The sequence below is a fragment of the Novacetimonas sp. GS1 genome (genome assembly GCF_036686925.1).
Classification (GTDB): Bacteria; Pseudomonadota; Alphaproteobacteria; order Acetobacterales; family Acetobacteraceae; genus Novacetimonas; species Novacetimonas hansenii.
Genome location: NZ_VSZP01000001.1, coordinates 1,194,968 through 1,211,030, shown reverse-complemented (window position 1 = coordinate 1,211,030; position 16,063 = coordinate 1,194,968). Strand labels below are relative to the sequence as shown.

The window sequence follows — 16,063 nt, the reverse complement described above, 5'->3', positions numbered from 1 at the left end:
ATGAACATGCAACCGGTCACGGTCCCTGCCTTCCTTGTGATGAGCCTGTGCCTGTGTGGCCATTCGTGGCCCGTCGCGGCAGCGGATACCGTCACCGAGGCCACCGCCCCCCATGGCAACGTGGACCGGCCGGTTATCATCACCAGCGACACCCCTGCATTCTGCAACCGCCTGATCGGCATCATCGACGCCTATGGCCCCGGCCTGCCACATGACATCGACGACCTGCGCACGCAGGGTGCGGACCTGTGCCGGGAGGGCCGGGTACGTTCCGGCATCATCCGGCTGCGTCGCGCGCTGGTGGAACTGAAGGAGACCACGCATTCATGATCCCCGCCCCGATGCGCACACGCGCCCGTCCGGCCCGCCATATGCTGCGCGGCGCGCCGATTCTTCTCTCCCTCCTTGTCGGGACTGCCACAATGGCCGGTATCACATACGCCCATGCCGCCGATGGGGACGCCACGGCGGCTGACACCACCATGACCAAGCTGATGCTGTCGGCCACAGGCACCGTCCATGCGCCGCCCGATGAACTGACCGCCGTCTTTTTCGCCGAAGCCTCCGCCCCCACAGCCGCCGCGGCACAGGGACAGGTCAACACGCAGGTGGAAAAGGCAATGGCCAGCGCGCATGGCGTGACGGGCCTGACGGTCAGTGCGGAATCCTATACCGTGCGCCATCAGGAGGCCGATACCCGTAACAACCACCCGGCATTGTGGATTGCCCGGCAGAGCATCCGCATCACCGCAGCCGATGGCAAGATCCTGCTGCCGCTGCTGGGACGTATCCAGTCGGATAATCTGGCCCTGTCACGGCTGGATTGGTCCCTGTCCCGTCCGCATCGCACTGCCCTGCTGCAACAGGCGGAAGGGCTTGCGCTGCATGAACTGCAACAACGTGCGCAGGCGGCTGCGACGGCGCTGGGCTTGAAGGTCACACGTATCGAGTCGGTCAACCTGAATGACCAGGAAATGCCCCACCCGATGCCCATGATGGTAATGGCCGCACGCGCGGCCAGTGCCGACATGTCCGCCCCACAGGCCCCCGTCGCAGATCAGGATGTCACCGCACAGGCGGATGCGACCTTTATCCTGCATCCATGATGCGGTTATCCGCCAAACGGCCCTGCCAATAGAAATAATTGTCCCGGAGATGTCACCTATGGGGGATGTCACCTATGTTCAAGAAGGTGACATCCCCCGGAAGTCCTTTGAACCAAAGCCCTGACCAGGAAACATTCACGATTTCAGTGCATTATGTTTCCCAACCCGTCGGGGCGGCACACATATCAAAAAGCCCGGGCCACATCATGTGACCCGGGCTTTCGGATATATGGTCAGGCGGTTGCCACTGCGTATCAACGCGGGGCAAGCACCATGATCATCTGGCGATTTTCGAGCTTGGGCATATGCTCGACCTTCGCGATTTCATCCATTTCGCTGCGCACGCGCTCCAGCACCTTGATGCCCAGATCCTGATGCGCCATTTCGCGGCCACGAAAACGCAACGTGACCTTGACCTTGTCGCCTTCGCCGATAAAGGATTTCATCGCCCGCATCTTCACCTGGTAGTCATTTTCGTCGATATTCGGACGAACCTTGACTTCCTTGATTTCGATGACTTTCTGCTTCTTGCGGGCTTCGTTGCGCTTCTTCTGCTGCTCGTACTTGAACTTCCCGTAATCGAGAATTTTCGCGACGGGCGGCTCGGCGTTCGGGCTGATTTCCAGCAGGTCGAGACCAGACGCATAGGCGCGCGCAAGGGCATCACGCATCGGCATGATTCCCAGCATTTCGCCATCAGCATCGATCAGGCGGACCTGCGGAACGCGTATCTCCTCATTGACACGGGGCCCCTCTCGGTTCGGCGGAGTGGGCATCGGGGGTCTGGCTATGGTCATCTCCTGTGACTGTGCATTCAGATATCGTCGCGGCGGCCACCGGCCCCACGCCGAAACGCGCCCGACCCCGGACGACATGACGACGCGAAATCACGCGGACGCTGCTGATGTGGCAATATGTGGCGCAAACACAAGGGCCAGATCAAGTCCCGTGTGCAATAACCCTGACGGGGCCAGCCATGCATGCACCGCAAGCAGCCCCCAGCCAGACGCAACCGATGGGCGATTTCAGGTCATCGCCGCATGAAACAGAATGAAAAATTTCGGATGAAGCCCTGTCCGGAAAGCTTCAAATACTGCTGCCTTTTTTAAAAAAAGGCAGCAGCCGGAAATTTTTATCTGTTTTTTATCAGCACCTTGTTCAATCAGGACCGCCGCAGGTCCGGCGGGGTTGCTTCATGCGCCAGGGCCGTGACCGCCTCGTCCAACGGCACGATTTCCTGCGCCTTGCCCCCCAGGCGACGCAGGGCGACAGTCCGTTCCTCCGCCTCCTTGCGTCCCACCACAAGGATGACGGGCACACGCGCCAGACTATGTTCACGAATCTTGGCGTTGATCTTTTCATTACGCACGTCGGCTTCCACCACGACCCCCGCCGCCTGCAGCTTCTCCACCACTTCGCGGGCATAGGGTTCGGCATCCGTCACGATGGATGCAACGACGACCTGCACCGGTGCCAGCCACATCGGAAAACGTCCCGCATGCTGCTCGATCAGGATGCCAAGGAAACGTTCGAACGACCCAAGGATCGCACGATGCAACATGACGGGACGATGGCGGGCGCTGTCCTCCCCGACATAGGTGGCATCAAGGCGTTCGGGCATCACGTAATCAACCTGCAACGTGCCGCATTGCCAGTCGCGGCCGATGGCGTCACGCAGCACGAATTCCAGCTTCGGGCCATAAAATGCCCCCTCGCCGGGATTATGCTCGTATTCGACACCCGCCATGTGACACGCCTCTTTCAGCGCGTTTTCCGAACGGTCCCATGTATCGTCGCTGCCTGCGCGCTGCTCCGGGCGGTCGGCGAATTTCACGCGGAAATGCTCGAACCCAAGGTCCTGGTACACGGCCGAGAGCATACGCACGAAACGCGCCGTCTCATCCGCGATCTGTTCTTCGGTGCAGAAGATATGCGCATCATCCTGCGTGAAGCCACGCACGCGCATGATACCGTGCAGCGCGCCGGAGGGCTCATACCGATGGCAGGCGCCGAATTCCGCCATACGCAGCGGCAGTTCGCGATAGGAACGCAGCCCGTGGCGAAAAATCTGCACATGACATGGGCAGTTCATCGGCTTGAGCGCGAGGGTCTTGTCCTCGTCCTCCACCGTGGCGATGAACATGTGCTGGCGGTATTTGTCCCAGTGACCCGATGCTTCCCACAGGCCACGATCGACCAGTTGCGGGGTGCGCACCTCCTGATACCCGTTCCGGGTCTGCGCGCGGCGCATGTAATCCTGCAGGACAGAATACAGGCGCCACCCCTTGGGATGCCAGAAGATCTGGCCCACGGCTTCTTCCTGGATATGGAACAGGCCCATTTCACGCCCGATACGGCGGTGGTCGCGCCGTTCCGCTTCCTCAAGCTGGTGGATATGTGCGTCAAGTTCCTTCTGGTCGCGCCACGCGGTCCCGTAAATGCGCGTCAGCATGGGATTGCGATGATCGCCCCGCCAGTATGCCCCGGCCACCTTCATCAGGCGGAACGCCTTGCCGATGTCGCCCGTGCCGCGCAGATGCGGACCACGACACAGATCCAGCCATTCCCCCTGCCGGTAGATGGAGATTTCCTCATCCTCGGGCAGATCACGGATCAGTTCGGCCTTGAACCGCTCGCCCCGCTCCTCAAAGAAACGGATCGCCTCTTCACGCGGCCAGGTTTCACGTGTGAAGGGGGCATTGGCGTCTATGATCTCGCGCATGCGGGCTTCGATGCGGGGGAAGTCCTCGGGCGTGAAGGGCTCGTTACGATAAAAATCGTAATAGAAGCCATTTTCGATCGACGGGCCGATCGTCACCTGCGTTCCCGGCCACAGCGACTGCACCGCCTCGGCCAGCACATGGGCGGCATCATGGCGGATCATCTCCAGCGACTCGGCGTCCTTGCGGGTGACGAAACGCACATGGGCGTCGTGGTCGATTTCGCGGCCGATATCCATCAGGTGGCCGTCCACCTCCATGGCAAGCGCCGCACGGGCAAGGCCCGCGCCAATGGACTGCGCCACCGTAGTGCCCGTCACCGCCCCGTCAAAGCGGCGTACGGATCCGTCAGGCAGGGTGATGGCAGGCATGTTCTGGTGCTCCGATAAAAATGTGTCACGCTGTAATGGCGTCAGCGGAGCGCGGCTGCAACCCTGTCAATGTGTAATGTGGCCAAATCCTGCGCCCACAGTGCCCGTACCTGCCCCGGCGTACGCCCCAATGGCGCGCTGAGTGCCGGATCACCCGCGCGCGAAAACAGCACGACACTTGGTGTTCCCATCACCGCGGCAAGGTGCATCGGCCCGGTATCGTTCCCCACCGCGGCCACGGCGCGCGCCGCCACCCCGCCAAGGTCCAGCAGCGACGTCCGCCCCGTCATGTCCACCGTCGCATCGCACGCGGCGACAATGGTGGCGGCAAGCGGCGCATCGGCGCGCGAACCGATGACAACCGGGCGCAGCCCCCCCCGCCCACAGCCGTATGGCAAGCCCTGCGAACCGTTCCACGGGCCAGCGTTTGACCGGATGCGCCGCCGACGTACCCGGCACCAGCAGCACATATGGCCCCGGCAGGCGTGGCCCGTATCCCGACAACCACGAAATATCGGCGTCTGGCACCTCCGCAATGCCCGCGCGGCGCAGCTGGTCGCGCTGGCGGGCGCGGTTGTGCATGGCCTTGCGCTGCGGGTTGTCATGGGGTGCCTGTGCCCCGGGCGCGATGCCCGACCATGCGCGATGTCCCGACAGGTGGAAATAACGCGTGGTACGACCTGACGTCTGCAGGTCATAAATGAAATCATATTGCCGCAGCAGCGCACGCATCGCCATGACCGCCCGCAGGTTGCGCCACGGCGCGCGGGCATCGACGCGGACATCGTCGAACCATGGCGACGCCCGCGCCAGTTCAACAAAGGGCGCGGTCGTCAGCAATGTCACGCTGTCATGGCGATGATGGTCGCGAATGGCGGCGAAAGGAGCAAAGGACTGGGCAAAATCACCCAGCGCACCCAGCCGGATGACAAGGATGCGCCGCATGTGACCTCCAGGGGCTGTGTCAAACATGATCTTGATAACATAGTGAAAAATGGCAGGCGGTCAGGGTGCGGCACCTTTCAGACAGATCAGGGGAGAGATTTTAAATACCCACTGATCAACATAAGAATTCACACCAATACCAAATTGGATACTCCCAGATTATCAGGCCAGCACCTTTCGCAAAGCGTCCTTTTGCCTTCCTGCGCGGTTACCGCCCCCTCAGGGAGCTGCGGGATCGGCCTCCAGCAACGAAAGGTCCTGCCGCGCAAGGTCCGCTTCATGCGAATCGGGGGCAAGCGCGATCACCTGTTGCCAGTCGGCGCGGGCGTCCTCCATCCGGCCCTGACGTTCGTGCAGAATGCCGCATTCCAGTTCGGCGGCCACATTATGCGGCGACAGTTGAAGGGCGGCGGCAATATCTGTGACGGCAAGGTCGATATGACCCAGCGCACGATTGGCGGCGGCCCGCGTCACCAGCGCATCCACCCGCAAGGCCGTGTCCCCCGGCAGAGGTGTCAGGTCGGCAACCGCCTGCTGCGCCATGCCCATATCCACGCAAAGACGGGCATGGATCACCCGCAGCGTCATGTCATGCGGGTCCAGCCACAGCCCGTATGTCGCACTGTCAAGCGCCTGGCGTGGGCTGTCATTGGCCTGCCATGCCCGCGCGGCCTCTTCCGCCACATGGGCGCGATGGCGCAGGGATTCGGGCGTATCGTGCGGCCCGGCCTGTGTTCCATCCTGTATCCCGGCCTGTGTCCCGTTCTGTTGCGCCCCGCCCACCACCCCGGCGGGCTGTGGCGTGGTGTCGCCCCGTAATGCGGTAACGGCGCGCGACGGGACGGATGGGGACGGAACGGGGGGCGACGGCGGGTGCCGGGATGGGGCCACCCATCCCTGTGGCCAATGGGCGACACGCGACAGCCGATCCAGGGTGGCCGCAGCATCCCCCACGTCACCAAGCGCCATGTCTGCCAAGGCCCCGCAATATTCAGCCTCCGCCCCGCCCCCATGGTCCTGCCAGTCGTCGGCATAATCGCGGGTGCCATCAGGGTCATCGGCCAATTGCGCCTGGCAGGCGGCAAAGGAAAAATTCCGCGCCGCCCCGTTCCCCATCCCGGCAGTCGTACGGGCAGTCGTACGGACAGGCATGCCGGGGGTAACCGTATGAAGGGAAACCTGACCCGGACGCGGGGCATTGGGAGCAGAGGCTTCGGCCGCATCGGCCCCCACGACGGTCGCGCGCGCGCTTCCCCCCGCCGACTCCAGCGCCACAGCAACCATGCCCACCTGCATGGCACGCATGCACAACACCATCCACCGCCCCGTAACGGCACCGCACGGCGCCCGATGCAATGCGGAACTCCGGGGGCCGGCGTGCGGAAACATGCATGCAAAAGCTATCATAATGGTTCCTTCGTCGCCCCCTGCCCCGCCAAGGTCAAGTACCCTGACGCCATGATAGCTCCCCACGTTGCAACAGACGGTGCAGAACTGTCACTTACGTGATACACATTCCGAAATGGAATTCGTGACCACCCGCCCAGTCATTCTCCAGGTCCTGCCCGCGCTTGAATCAGGCGGCATAGAGCAGGGCACCATCGAAATGGCCGAGGCCATCACACAGGCGGGCGGCACCGCACTGGTGGCAAGCGCGGGCGGGCGCCTGATCCCCCGCCTGCGCTATGTCGGGGCGACCCCGGTCCATCTGGACCTGAGGCCGAAAAACCCGCTTTCTATCCTGCGCAACTCCCTACGCCTTGCGCAGATCATACGCGAATATTCCGTCAACCTCGTGCATGCGCGTTCACGCGCGCCCGCCTGGGCCGCCGCCTCCGCATGCCGTCGCACCGGCGTGCCGCTGGTGACGACGTGGCATGGCGTCTATGGCAACACCATCCCCGGCAAACGCCGCTATAACGCGGTCATGGCGTCGGGACGGCGGGTCATCGCCGTCAGCGACTACATCGCGCAGCGCCTGCGCACGGAATACCGGGTGGGTGACGACCGGCTGCGCCTGATCCCGCGCGGGGCGGATGTTGCGCGATTCGACCCGCATGGCGTGCGTGGCAACCGGGTGCAGAACCTGCTGGATCAGTGGGACCTGCCTGAACATGCCGCCATCATCGTATTGCCGGGCCGGATCACGGCGTGGAAGGGGCAGATGCTGCTGCTGGACGCGCTGGCGCGGATGGAACGCGCGGGCGGATGTGGACGGGAATGGATCTGTGTCTTTGTCGGTGATGCAAAGGAACGCGACAAACATACGCAGGCCCTGGTGGAAAAAACGCGCGAGGCCGGGTTGCGCGAACGGGTGCGCTTTACCGGGCACTGCGCGGACATGCCGGCGGTCATGATGCTGGCGGACCTTGTGGTCGTGCCGTCGCTGCGGCCCGAACCCTTCGGCCGTGTGGTGGTGGAGGCGCAGGCCATGGGCCGCCCGGTTGTTGTGGCCGCCCATGGCGCCGCGCTGGAAACGGTGGAAGACGGGGTTACGGGCTTCACCTTCCCCCCCGGCGACGCCGCCGCCCTGGCGGAGGCAGTGCGCGCCGCATTGTGCATGACGCCGGAACAGCACGCCATGATGGCGACACAGGCCCGCGCGAATGTCATGGCGCATTACACCAGCCAGGGCATGCAGTACGCGACCCTCGGGGTCTATGATGAACTGCTGAATACCCATCTGGCCGAGACATTCCTTTACAATACCGGGCACATGGCGCCCGATCATGAAATGGAACAGCAGGCGTCCTGACCTTCCCCGCGCCACGGGCATGACAGGATGCCGCGACAGCCTGACACGCCAGCCCCCATGCGGCATTGATCTGTCGCATCGTCGTTGGTGAAGATGACGCAGCCTCCCCCACACGACATATGGCGTATGCGCTGGGGGGATTTCCAATGCGCAAGGCAATTGAAATTCTTGTGCAAGAACTTCATGGATACACCATGCAAGCGGATCGGATAAAATCCGCACATCATGACAAACAGGAATTTCGGGGCCTCAAAATGAGCGATACACTTTCTGTCCAGACGGAGGCCCCGACACGGGACCAGGCCACAACCGCACCGGTCCCCCCCGCCACCCCACAGCCAGACCTGCGCACCGTCGATGCGGACCCCGATTTCTGGTACCCCGTCGCATGGTCATCACAGGTGCGCCGGGGCAAGACGTTCGGCGTGCGTTACGCGGGCGTGCCCATCGTGCTGGTCCGTCCCGAGGAAGGCAGCGTCTTTGCCCTGTATGACCGCTGCCCCCACCGGCAGGTGCCCCTGAGCAAGGGCACCGTCAACGGACAGACCGTGCGCTGCTGCTATCACGGATGGGCGTTCGGGCGCTCTGGCCGGTGCATCGACGTGCCTTATCTTGGCAAGGGCAAGCTGCCGAACGGGGTGCGCACCTATCCCTGCCGGGAGGCGGGTGGCCTTGTGTTCATCTTCCCCGGCGACCCGGCCAAGGCAGACACCGTCCCCTTTCCCAAGCTGGGCAGCGTGGACGATCCGGCCTTCAAGACCAAGCGGTTCAGCCCGCGCGTGAACTGCCATTACACGTTCATGCATGAAAACCTGATGGACATGAACCACCAGTTCCTGCACCGCCGCCAGATGGGCCAGATCAAGGCGCGTTTCCTGGGGCAGGACAAAGGCGAAAACTTTATCGAGGCACGCTACAGCTTCATGCGCAGCGCGGGTCAGCAGCCACTGGCCGAACGGCTGATCTTTGGCAAGCACAAGGACCTCAAGGGCGCGGAACAGCCGGTTGAGGAGGTCGTGACCATCCGCACGACATATCCGTACCAGACATTGCAGATCCACGATAAGGACGGCGACCTGATCATGGATCTGTGGACGGCCTATGTCCCGGTGGACAAGGACCAGCGCGTTACACAGAGTTTCGGGCTGCTGGCGGTGCTGCGCCCCCAGACGCCGCTGCTCATCGACCTGATCTGGCCCGCGCTGGGCTGGTTCACCAACCGCATCTTCCTTGAGGACAAGGACATCGTGGAGATGGAGCAGCAGGCATGGAACGAACAGGGCGGCGACCGTAACGTGGAAATCTTCCCCGTGGTCAAGGCGCTGCGTGAACTGCTGGCACGCAGCGGCGTTCCCGCGGGCAAGGGAATGCCCGACACCACGAATCCTGCCCCGACCAGCGCGGCCTGATCCCGGCGACGCCGCACGTTCCCGCCCCACCGCGCACCAGCCCGGCGCACGGTGGGGCCTGACATGAGTGATGCCAGCATGACCGACGCGCCCCCCCCGCCCGAAAGGGCCAGAGCCGAAAGCGCACGCGCCGAGGCCGCACGCCGCGCCCGCCAGCAGCGCGAGGCCCAGGCCCTGCGCGACAACCTGCGCCGTCGCAAGCAGCAGACCCGTGCGCGCACCACGCCCATCGCCGCATCCGCTGTCCTGCCGGACGGCGCCGCCGCACAGGACAGCGCACACACCCCGCGCGACGATACGCCGTCCACATAAAGCAGCTGCATCGACGCATAACACGATTGCACGACTCGACTGCCTTCGGTAGTGGTCGCTGCTCGCCTGCGGCGGGACACCCCGCCATGACGCACGAAGAAAGGGACCCCATGCCAATAATGCCTGATTCATGGATTCGCCGCATGGCCGTCGAATCCGGCATGATCGAACCTTTCGTCGAAAAACAGAACCGCGAGGGCGTGATTTCCTACGGCCTGTCCTCCTATGGCTATGACGCGCGGGTGGCCTCGGAATTCAAGATTTTCACCGACGTGGACAACGCGGTGGTCGATCCCAAGAATTTCGCGGAAAACAGCTTCGTCACCCGTCATGGCGAGTCGTGCACCATTCCGCCACACAGCTTCGTCCTGGCGCATACGGTGGAATATTTCCGCATACCGCGCGACACCCTTGTCGTGTGCCTTGGCAAATCCACCTATGCCCGGTGCGGCATCATCGTAAACGTGACCCCGCTGGAACCGGAATGGGAAGGGCAGGTCACGATCGAGATCAGCAACACGACCCCCCTGCCCGCGCGCATCTATGCCAATGAAGGCATCTGCCAGTTCCTGTTTTTTCAGGGAGCTTCGCCGTGCGAGGTCAGCTATGCCGACCGGGCGGGAAAATATATGGGACAGCGCGGCGTCGCCCCGCCACGGATGTAGGAGAGCAGGGCCATGGACCGTTTCATCATTCGCGGCGGGCATCGCCTGCATGGCGATATCGTCATCGGGGGCGCCAAGAATTCGGCACTCAAGCTTCTGGTCGCGGGGCTTCTTACGTCCGAAACACTGGTGCTTTCGAACGTCCCGCGCATCGCGGACATCCGCACCATGCGCACGCTGTTGCTCCAGCACGGGGTGAAGGTGGAAGACGTGGACGGCACGGGGGCTGTCCTGTCGATCGGCGGGCAGATCACCAACACCGAAGCCCCCTATAACATTGTTTCCAAGATGCGGGCCTCGATCCTCGTGCTCGGGCCACTGCTGGCGCGCTGCGGGGAGGCGCGGGTCTCCCTGCCGGGCGGTTGTGCGATCGGAACCCGGCCGGTGGACATGCACCTCAAGGGGCTTGAAGCACTTGGCGCGCGCATCACGCTTGAAAATGGCTATATCAACGCCCACGCCCCCGAAGGGCTGACCGGCGCGCGCATCATCCTGCCGTTCGCATCGGTGGGGGTGACGGAAAACCTGCTGATGGCGTCGTGCCTGGCAAAGGGGCGCACCGAAATCGTCAACGCCGCGCGCGAACCCGAAATCGGGGATCTTGCCGCCTGCCTCAACGCCATGGGCGCGCGCATTACCGGCGCGGGTAGCGGGACGCTGGTGATCGACGGTGTGGACGCCCTGCACGGGGCGGAATACCGCGTGATGCCTGATCGCATCGAATGCGGCACCTATGCCTGCGCCGCCGCGATCACGGGCGGGGACCTGCGCCTGATCGACGGGCGGGCCGAACATCTGGGCGCGGTCGTGCGTGCGCTGGAGGAAGCGGGCGCGGAAGTGTTTCAAGAAGACGGCGCCCTGCGGGTGCGGCGCACTGGCGCGCTGCGTGGGGTGGACATCATGACCGAACCCTATCCGGGTTTCCCCACTGATATGCAGGCACAGTTCATGGCGCTGCTGTCGGTGGCAGAAGGCGCGTCGATGGTGACGGAAACGATCTTTGAAAACCGTTTCATGCATGTCCCCGAACTCAACCGCATGGGTGCGCGCATCAACGTACACGGGTCATCCGCCATCATCCGTGGCGTGCATTCCCTGTCGGGCGCGCCGGTCATGGCGACTGACCTGCGGGCGTCGTTCTCGCTCATCCTCGCGGGGCTTGCCGCGCATGGGGAGACGATCCTGAGCCGTGTCTACCACCTTGACCGTGGTTACGAAGCGGTGGAACGCAAGCTTGCGCAGTGCGGGGCACAGATCGAACGTGTCGCGGGCTGAAAACAGGTGCGAAACCGCCCGGACGGGCCGCGCAAAAGGGCTGCCGTGTGAAAAGCGCCCTTTCTGCGGGGCGGCACAATGTGGTATGCGCGCAGGCGACATGTTGCGCCTGTCACGCCTGTTGTGATTGCGGTCCGGGCGCGTTTCCTCTTGTTCGGAGAATTCAGTGACCGTCCTGACACCGGCCTCCAGCCTTGTCCCGGAAACGGACAGCCCGATGATCATCGCCCTGCCCAAGGGCCGCATCCTGAAGGCCGCGACGCCGCTGCTGAAGGCGGCGGGCATTGTGCCCGGCCCCGATTTCACCGATGACCGCAGCCGCCTGCTGCGCTTTCCCACCAATGACCCGCACCTTGACGTGGTGCGCGTGCGCTCGTTCGATGTGGCGACGTTCGTGGCCTTTGGCGGCGCACAGGTGGGGCTGTGCGGGGCCGACGTGCTGATGGAATTCGATTATCCCGAAATTTATGCGCCGCTTGACCTTGGTATCGGGGGATGCCGCATCTCCATTGCACAGCCGCGTGGCTGTGACCTGTCGGACGATCCCGCACGCTGGTCGCAGGTGCGGGTCGCAACCAAATACCCCTCCATCACGCGGCGGCATTTCGCGGCGCAGGGGATCAACGCGGATATCGTACACCTGCATGGGGCAATGGAACTTGCCCCTGTGCTGGGTCTGTCGCACCTGATCGTGGATCTGGTGGATACCGGCTCCACCCTGAAGGCCAACGGGCTGGAGGAGGTACGCACCATCGCCAACATCACCAGCCGCCTGATCGTCAACCGCACGGCGTTCAAGACACAGCCCGAACGTATCGGGGGCATCATCAACCGTTTCCGCCAGGCCCTTGCGTCCGGCACGACACAGACCGAGGGATGATTTCGGCCATGAACCGCCTTGATACCAGCAGCCCTGATTTCGATGCTGCCTTTGCCCGGCTGCTGGCGGATCGGGACAGCGACACGGCGCGGGTCGATGCCCCCGTGACGGAAATCCTGGCCGCCATACGCCGGGATGGGGATGCGGCGCTGTGTGAATTCACCCGGCGGTTCGACCGGATGGCAATAACACCCGATCGCCTGCGGATCACGGATACGGAAATCGACGCCGCCTGCGCCGAGGTCTCGCTGTCTTTGCACGCGGCACTCGACGTCGCGGCGACACGCATCGAATCCTTCCATCGTGCGCAGCTCCCCGATGACCTGCGCTATGTCGATGCGCAGGGTGTGACGCTTGGCATGCGCTGGACGCCGCTGGACGCTGTGGGGCTGTATGTACCGGGCGGAACGGCGGCCTATCCCTCCTCCGTCCTGATGAATGCCGTGCCCGCGCGTGTCGCGGGGGTGCGCAGGCTGGCGATGTGCGTGCCGACGCCCGATGGCGTGCTCAATCCGCTGGTGCTGGCCGCCGCGCGCCGTGCCGGCGTGAGCGAGATCTATCGCGTTGGTGGCGCGCAGGCGGTCGGGGCCATGGCCTATGGCACCAAGACCATCGCGCCGGTCGATCGCGTGGTCGGGCCGGGCAATGCCTATGTTGCCGAAGCCAAGCGTCAGGTGTTCGGCCGCGTGGGAATCGACAGCATCGCGGGGCCGTCCGAAATCGTGATCGTCGCGGCCGATGCCAATGACCCGCGCGCCCTCGCGCTGGACCTGCTGGCGCAGGCGGAACATGACCCCATGGCGCAGGCCGTCTTGATCACGCCCGACGCGGCACTGGCGCAGGCGGTGCAGGACGCGGTGGAGGCGGAGCTGAAGACCCTGCCCCGCGCGCAGATCGCCCGCGCAAGCTGGGACGCGCATGGCGCCATCATCACAGTACGGACCCTTGATGAGGCAGTGGAACTCGTCAACCGCATCGCGCCCGAACATCTTGAACTGGTGATGGACAACCCACAGCCGGTGTTCGACAAGGTGCGGCACGCGGGCGCGATCTTCCTTGGCCGTTACTGCCCCGAGGCGATCGGTGATTATGTCGGTGGCCCGAACCATGTCCTGCCGACAAGTTCCACCGCACGTTTTGCATCGGGACTGTCGGTATTCGACTTCCTCAAACGCACGACGTTCATTGACGCAAATGCGGACTCCCTGCGCACGATCGGCCCGGCCGCCGTGGCGCTGGCGCGGGCCGAAGGGCTGGATGCGCATGCCATGAGCGTGTCCATCCGGCTGGAGGATCTGACGCGCGGGTCGGGTAAAGCTTGACCATGGGGGAACAATCCCCACATATCCACCCTTGTATTCCTGTCAGCACGATGCGGAAATAATTTCCTCGTCGTGTCTGGCCTTTTTTCACCCCACCAAACCAATACGATTGAAGGATACGATGTCCAAGGAAGACATGATCGAATTCAGCGGCACGGTCACCGAGCTGCTTCCCAATGCGATGTTCCGCGTCAAGCTGGATAACGAACACATGATTCTGGCGCACACCAGCGGCAAGATGCGCAAAAATCGCATCCGCGTGCTGGCCGGTGACCGGGTGAATGTGGAAATGACCCCCTATGACCTGAGCAAGGGTCGCATCACGTTCCGCTTTAAATAAGACGGATCGCCCGATCATGACCCGGACACCCGGTTCCTCCGTCACGGGAACGGGCACGCAGCTTGTTCTTGCCTCTGCCTCCCCCCGGCGTCTTGATCTTCTGCGACAGGTCGGCGTACAGCCTGATCAGGTCATTGCCGCCGATATTGATGAACGTCCTGCGCCGGGGGAACTTCCCCGTGCCTATGCGCTGCGCATGGCCGACACAAAGGCCCGCGCCGTCGCAGCCACCCTTGATTTCCCCGCCCTGGTGATCGGGGCCGATACGGTGGTCGCCGTCGGTCGGCGCATCATGCCAAAGGCAGAGGATGAGCAGACAGCACGCGCCTGCCTGTCCCTCCTGTCGGGCCGGCGGCATACGGTGCTGACTGCCGTGACACTGTGCCCAAGCGCCACATGGGCGAAAGGCCGCACCAGCACCCGTATTGTCAGCAGCACGGTTGCGTTTTCCCGCCTGATCCCTGCGCAGGTCGATGCCCTGATCGCGGCGGGCGACTGGCGCGACAAGGCCGGGGGTTATGCCCTGCAGGGGCATGCGGCGGCATTCGTGCGCTTTCTGTCCGGCAGTTATTCAGGGGTGGTTGGCCTGCCCCTGTTCGAGGTCGCGCAAATGCTGCGTGGGCAGGATGGGAACTGGATTGCGTGAACATGCTGATTCGCGTGGCAAGCGGCCCGGGGGAATTGCGGGTTGCGCTGACGGATGGCGACCGGCTGCTGGATTATGCATTATGGCGTCCTGACCTGCCTGACGGGGTGGGCGATCTGTATCGCGGTCGTGTCAGCGCCCATGTCCCGGCACTTGGTGGCACCTTCGTTGACCTGACAGATGGCCAAGCCGGTTTCCTGCCTGATTCCGAAGGCAGCGGCCCCATGACGCAGGGCACCGCCATACTGGTGCGCGTCAGCCGCAGCGCACAGGGGGGCAAGGGCGTGCGCCTGAGCCTGCGTGGCATTCCCGACACCCGTGCCGAAGGACCACCTGCCCTGCTATCACGCGGGGCCGGGCCGGTGGAACGCATGGCCGCATGCTGGCCCGACGCGATCGTCGTGATTGACGATCCCGCCGTGGGCGCGCGCCTGCCCCAGGCGCTGCATGCCCGGATTGAACGCCAGCCGATGGCGTTCGACGCAGAGACGGAAATGATGGCCGAATCCCTGTCTGATCCGTTCGTCGCGTTGCCTGGCGGTATGTCTGCCACCATCACGCCCACGCCCGCGCTGGTTGCCATCGACATGGATGGCGGACATACCAGCATGGATCGCAGGCCAAAGCAGACCGCGCAGTTTGCTGCGAATCGTGCGGCCTTGCCCGAACTGTTGCACCAGTTACGGCTGCGCAACCTGTCGGGGGCCATCGTCGTGGATGCGGCCGGCCTTGCGGTACGCAAACGCCGCGCGCTGGCCGAACCGATCGAACAGGCGCTGGCGGCGGACCCACTGCGTCCGCGCTTTTTGGGGATCAGTGCATTGGGGCTGGCGGAAATCGTGCGTCCGCGCATCCATCCCCCCCTGCATGAACTTCTGGACAGTGTAACGGGACGGCTATTGCGTTCGCTGCGGCAGAAGGTCCGGGATTACAGGGGAATGCAGGTGCCCCGGCCGGTCACATTACAGGCCGGATGTGATATCGTGCGCATGATGCGGACCTATCCGGCATGGGTGGAGGATTTCACACGCCTGACGGGATGTCCCCTGCGCGTTACCATCGCGCCCGACCTGCCGCCATCAGGATGGAGGTACGATAATGACTGATCCCGCCACGCCACCGCCCTGCCCCGTTTGTGGCAAGCCGATGGTTCAGGCCTATCGCCCGTTCTGTTCGCGTCGTTGCGCGGATATCGACCTTGGGCGCTGGTTCACAGGGCAATATCGCGTGCCCGCCGACAATGATTTCAACGATATGGACGAAAATCACACAAGACGGGTTGATCCCGATGAAGAGGTAGGGTAAAGCCTGCACATC

16 protein-coding genes and 1 pseudogene are annotated in these 16,063 nt (G+C 63.6%); 13 read left to right on the top strand and 4 right to left on the bottom strand.

Features of this window, described 5'->3' with window-relative positions; translation table 11 throughout:
* Together FYB92_RS05575 and FYB92_RS05570 are read left to right on the top strand one after the other, a co-directional pair.
* Positions 1 to 330 carry a hypothetical protein gene (locus tag FYB92_RS05575; RefSeq protein WP_040511129.1) on the top strand — a complete coding sequence of 110 codons (330 nt, stop codon included), beginning with the start codon at positions 1 to 3 and terminating at the stop codon, positions 328 to 330.
* Complete coding sequence (locus FYB92_RS05570) at positions 327 to 1,106, top strand: SIMPL domain-containing protein (protein WP_075595617.1); 780 nt, start codon at positions 327 to 329, stop codon at positions 1,104 to 1,106. The genes FYB92_RS05575 and FYB92_RS05570 overlap by 4 nt, the downstream gene beginning before the upstream one ends.
* A 254-nt stretch (positions 1,107 to 1,360) precedes the next feature.
* On the opposite strand, the gene infC is transcribed toward FYB92_RS05570, so the two are convergent.
* The 4 genes and pseudogenes from infC to FYB92_RS05550 all read right to left on the bottom strand — a co-directional run bounded on the left by infC (position 1,361) and on the right by FYB92_RS05550 (position 6,447).
* Complete coding sequence (gene infC, locus FYB92_RS05565) at positions 1,361 to 1,882, bottom strand: translation initiation factor IF-3 (protein ID WP_003622245.1); 522 nt, start codon at positions 1,880 to 1,882, stop codon at positions 1,361 to 1,363.
* Between the two features lie 386 nt (positions 1,883 to 2,268).
* A complete protein-coding gene (gene thrS, locus FYB92_RS05560; RefSeq protein WP_075595616.1) occupies positions 2,269 to 4,197 on the bottom strand; it encodes a threonine--tRNA ligase in 1,929 nt (642 codons plus the stop codon).
* A 41-nt stretch (positions 4,198 to 4,238) separates the two neighbouring features.
* Positions 4,239 to 5,142 (bottom strand): annotated as a pseudogene (locus FYB92_RS05555) (glycosyltransferase family 9 protein).
* A gap of 219 nt (positions 5,143 to 5,361) precedes the next feature.
* Positions 5,362 to 6,447, bottom strand: a complete 1,086-nt coding sequence (locus FYB92_RS05550; protein ID WP_332828330.1) for a hypothetical protein — start codon at positions 6,445 to 6,447, stop codon at positions 5,362 to 5,364.
* 217 nt (positions 6,448 to 6,664) lie between these two features.
* Here FYB92_RS05550 and FYB92_RS05545 point away from each other — a divergent pair, with 217 nt between their 5' ends.
* The 11 genes from FYB92_RS05545 to FYB92_RS05495 all read left to right on the top strand — a co-directional run bounded on the left by FYB92_RS05545 (position 6,665) and on the right by FYB92_RS05495 (position 16,051).
* Positions 6,665 to 7,897 (top strand): glycosyltransferase family 4 protein, encoded by a 1,233-nt coding sequence (locus tag FYB92_RS05545; protein ID WP_332828981.1) that lies wholly within the window; start codon positions 6,665 to 6,667, stop codon positions 7,895 to 7,897.
* A 254-nt stretch (positions 7,898 to 8,151) separates the two neighbouring features.
* A complete protein-coding gene (locus FYB92_RS05540; protein WP_080545546.1) occupies positions 8,152 to 9,306 on the top strand; it encodes an aromatic ring-hydroxylating dioxygenase subunit alpha in 1,155 nt (384 codons plus the stop codon).
* A 63-nt stretch (positions 9,307 to 9,369) separates the two neighbouring features.
* Positions 9,370 to 9,618: a hypothetical protein gene (locus tag FYB92_RS05535; protein ID WP_239021135.1), complete on the top strand. Its 249-nt coding sequence runs from the start codon at positions 9,370 to 9,372 to the stop codon at positions 9,616 to 9,618.
* A gap of 110 nt (positions 9,619 to 9,728) precedes the next feature.
* A complete protein-coding gene (gene dcd / locus FYB92_RS05530) occupies positions 9,729 to 10,283 on the top strand; it encodes a dCTP deaminase (RefSeq protein ID WP_003622238.1) in 555 nt (184 codons plus the stop codon).
* 12 nt (positions 10,284 to 10,295) lie between these two features.
* Positions 10,296 to 11,558: a UDP-N-acetylglucosamine 1-carboxyvinyltransferase gene (gene murA, locus FYB92_RS05525; RefSeq protein ID WP_332828329.1), complete on the top strand. Its 1,263-nt coding sequence runs from the start codon at positions 10,296 to 10,298 to the stop codon at positions 11,556 to 11,558.
* A gap of 217 nt (positions 11,559 to 11,775) precedes the next feature.
* Complete coding sequence (gene hisG / locus FYB92_RS05520; RefSeq protein WP_040512984.1) at positions 11,776 to 12,438, top strand: ATP phosphoribosyltransferase; 663 nt, start codon at positions 11,776 to 11,778, stop codon at positions 12,436 to 12,438.
* A gap of 8 nt (positions 12,439 to 12,446) precedes the next feature.
* A complete protein-coding gene (gene hisD, locus FYB92_RS05515) occupies positions 12,447 to 13,760 on the top strand; it encodes a histidinol dehydrogenase (protein WP_332828328.1) in 1,314 nt (437 codons plus the stop codon).
* 121 nt (positions 13,761 to 13,881) lie between these two features.
* Complete coding sequence (gene infA, locus FYB92_RS05510; RefSeq protein ID WP_003622234.1) at positions 13,882 to 14,100, top strand: translation initiation factor IF-1; 219 nt, start codon at positions 13,882 to 13,884, stop codon at positions 14,098 to 14,100.
* Between the two features lie 16 nt (positions 14,101 to 14,116).
* Positions 14,117 to 14,746: a nucleoside triphosphate pyrophosphatase gene (locus FYB92_RS05505; protein WP_062809388.1), complete on the top strand. Its 630-nt coding sequence runs from the start codon at positions 14,117 to 14,119 to the stop codon at positions 14,744 to 14,746.
* Positions 14,747 to 14,748: 2 nt separating this feature from the next.
* Positions 14,749 to 15,852 carry a ribonuclease E/G gene (locus FYB92_RS05500; protein ID WP_192266326.1) on the top strand — a complete coding sequence of 368 codons (1,104 nt, stop codon included), beginning with the start codon at positions 14,749 to 14,751 and terminating at the stop codon, positions 15,850 to 15,852.
* Positions 15,845 to 16,051: a DNA gyrase inhibitor YacG gene (locus FYB92_RS05495; protein WP_003622226.1), complete on the top strand. Its 207-nt coding sequence runs from the start codon at positions 15,845 to 15,847 to the stop codon at positions 16,049 to 16,051. Before FYB92_RS05500 ends, FYB92_RS05495 begins: the two co-directional genes overlap by 8 nt.
* Positions 16,052 to 16,063: the final 12 nt, after the last annotated feature.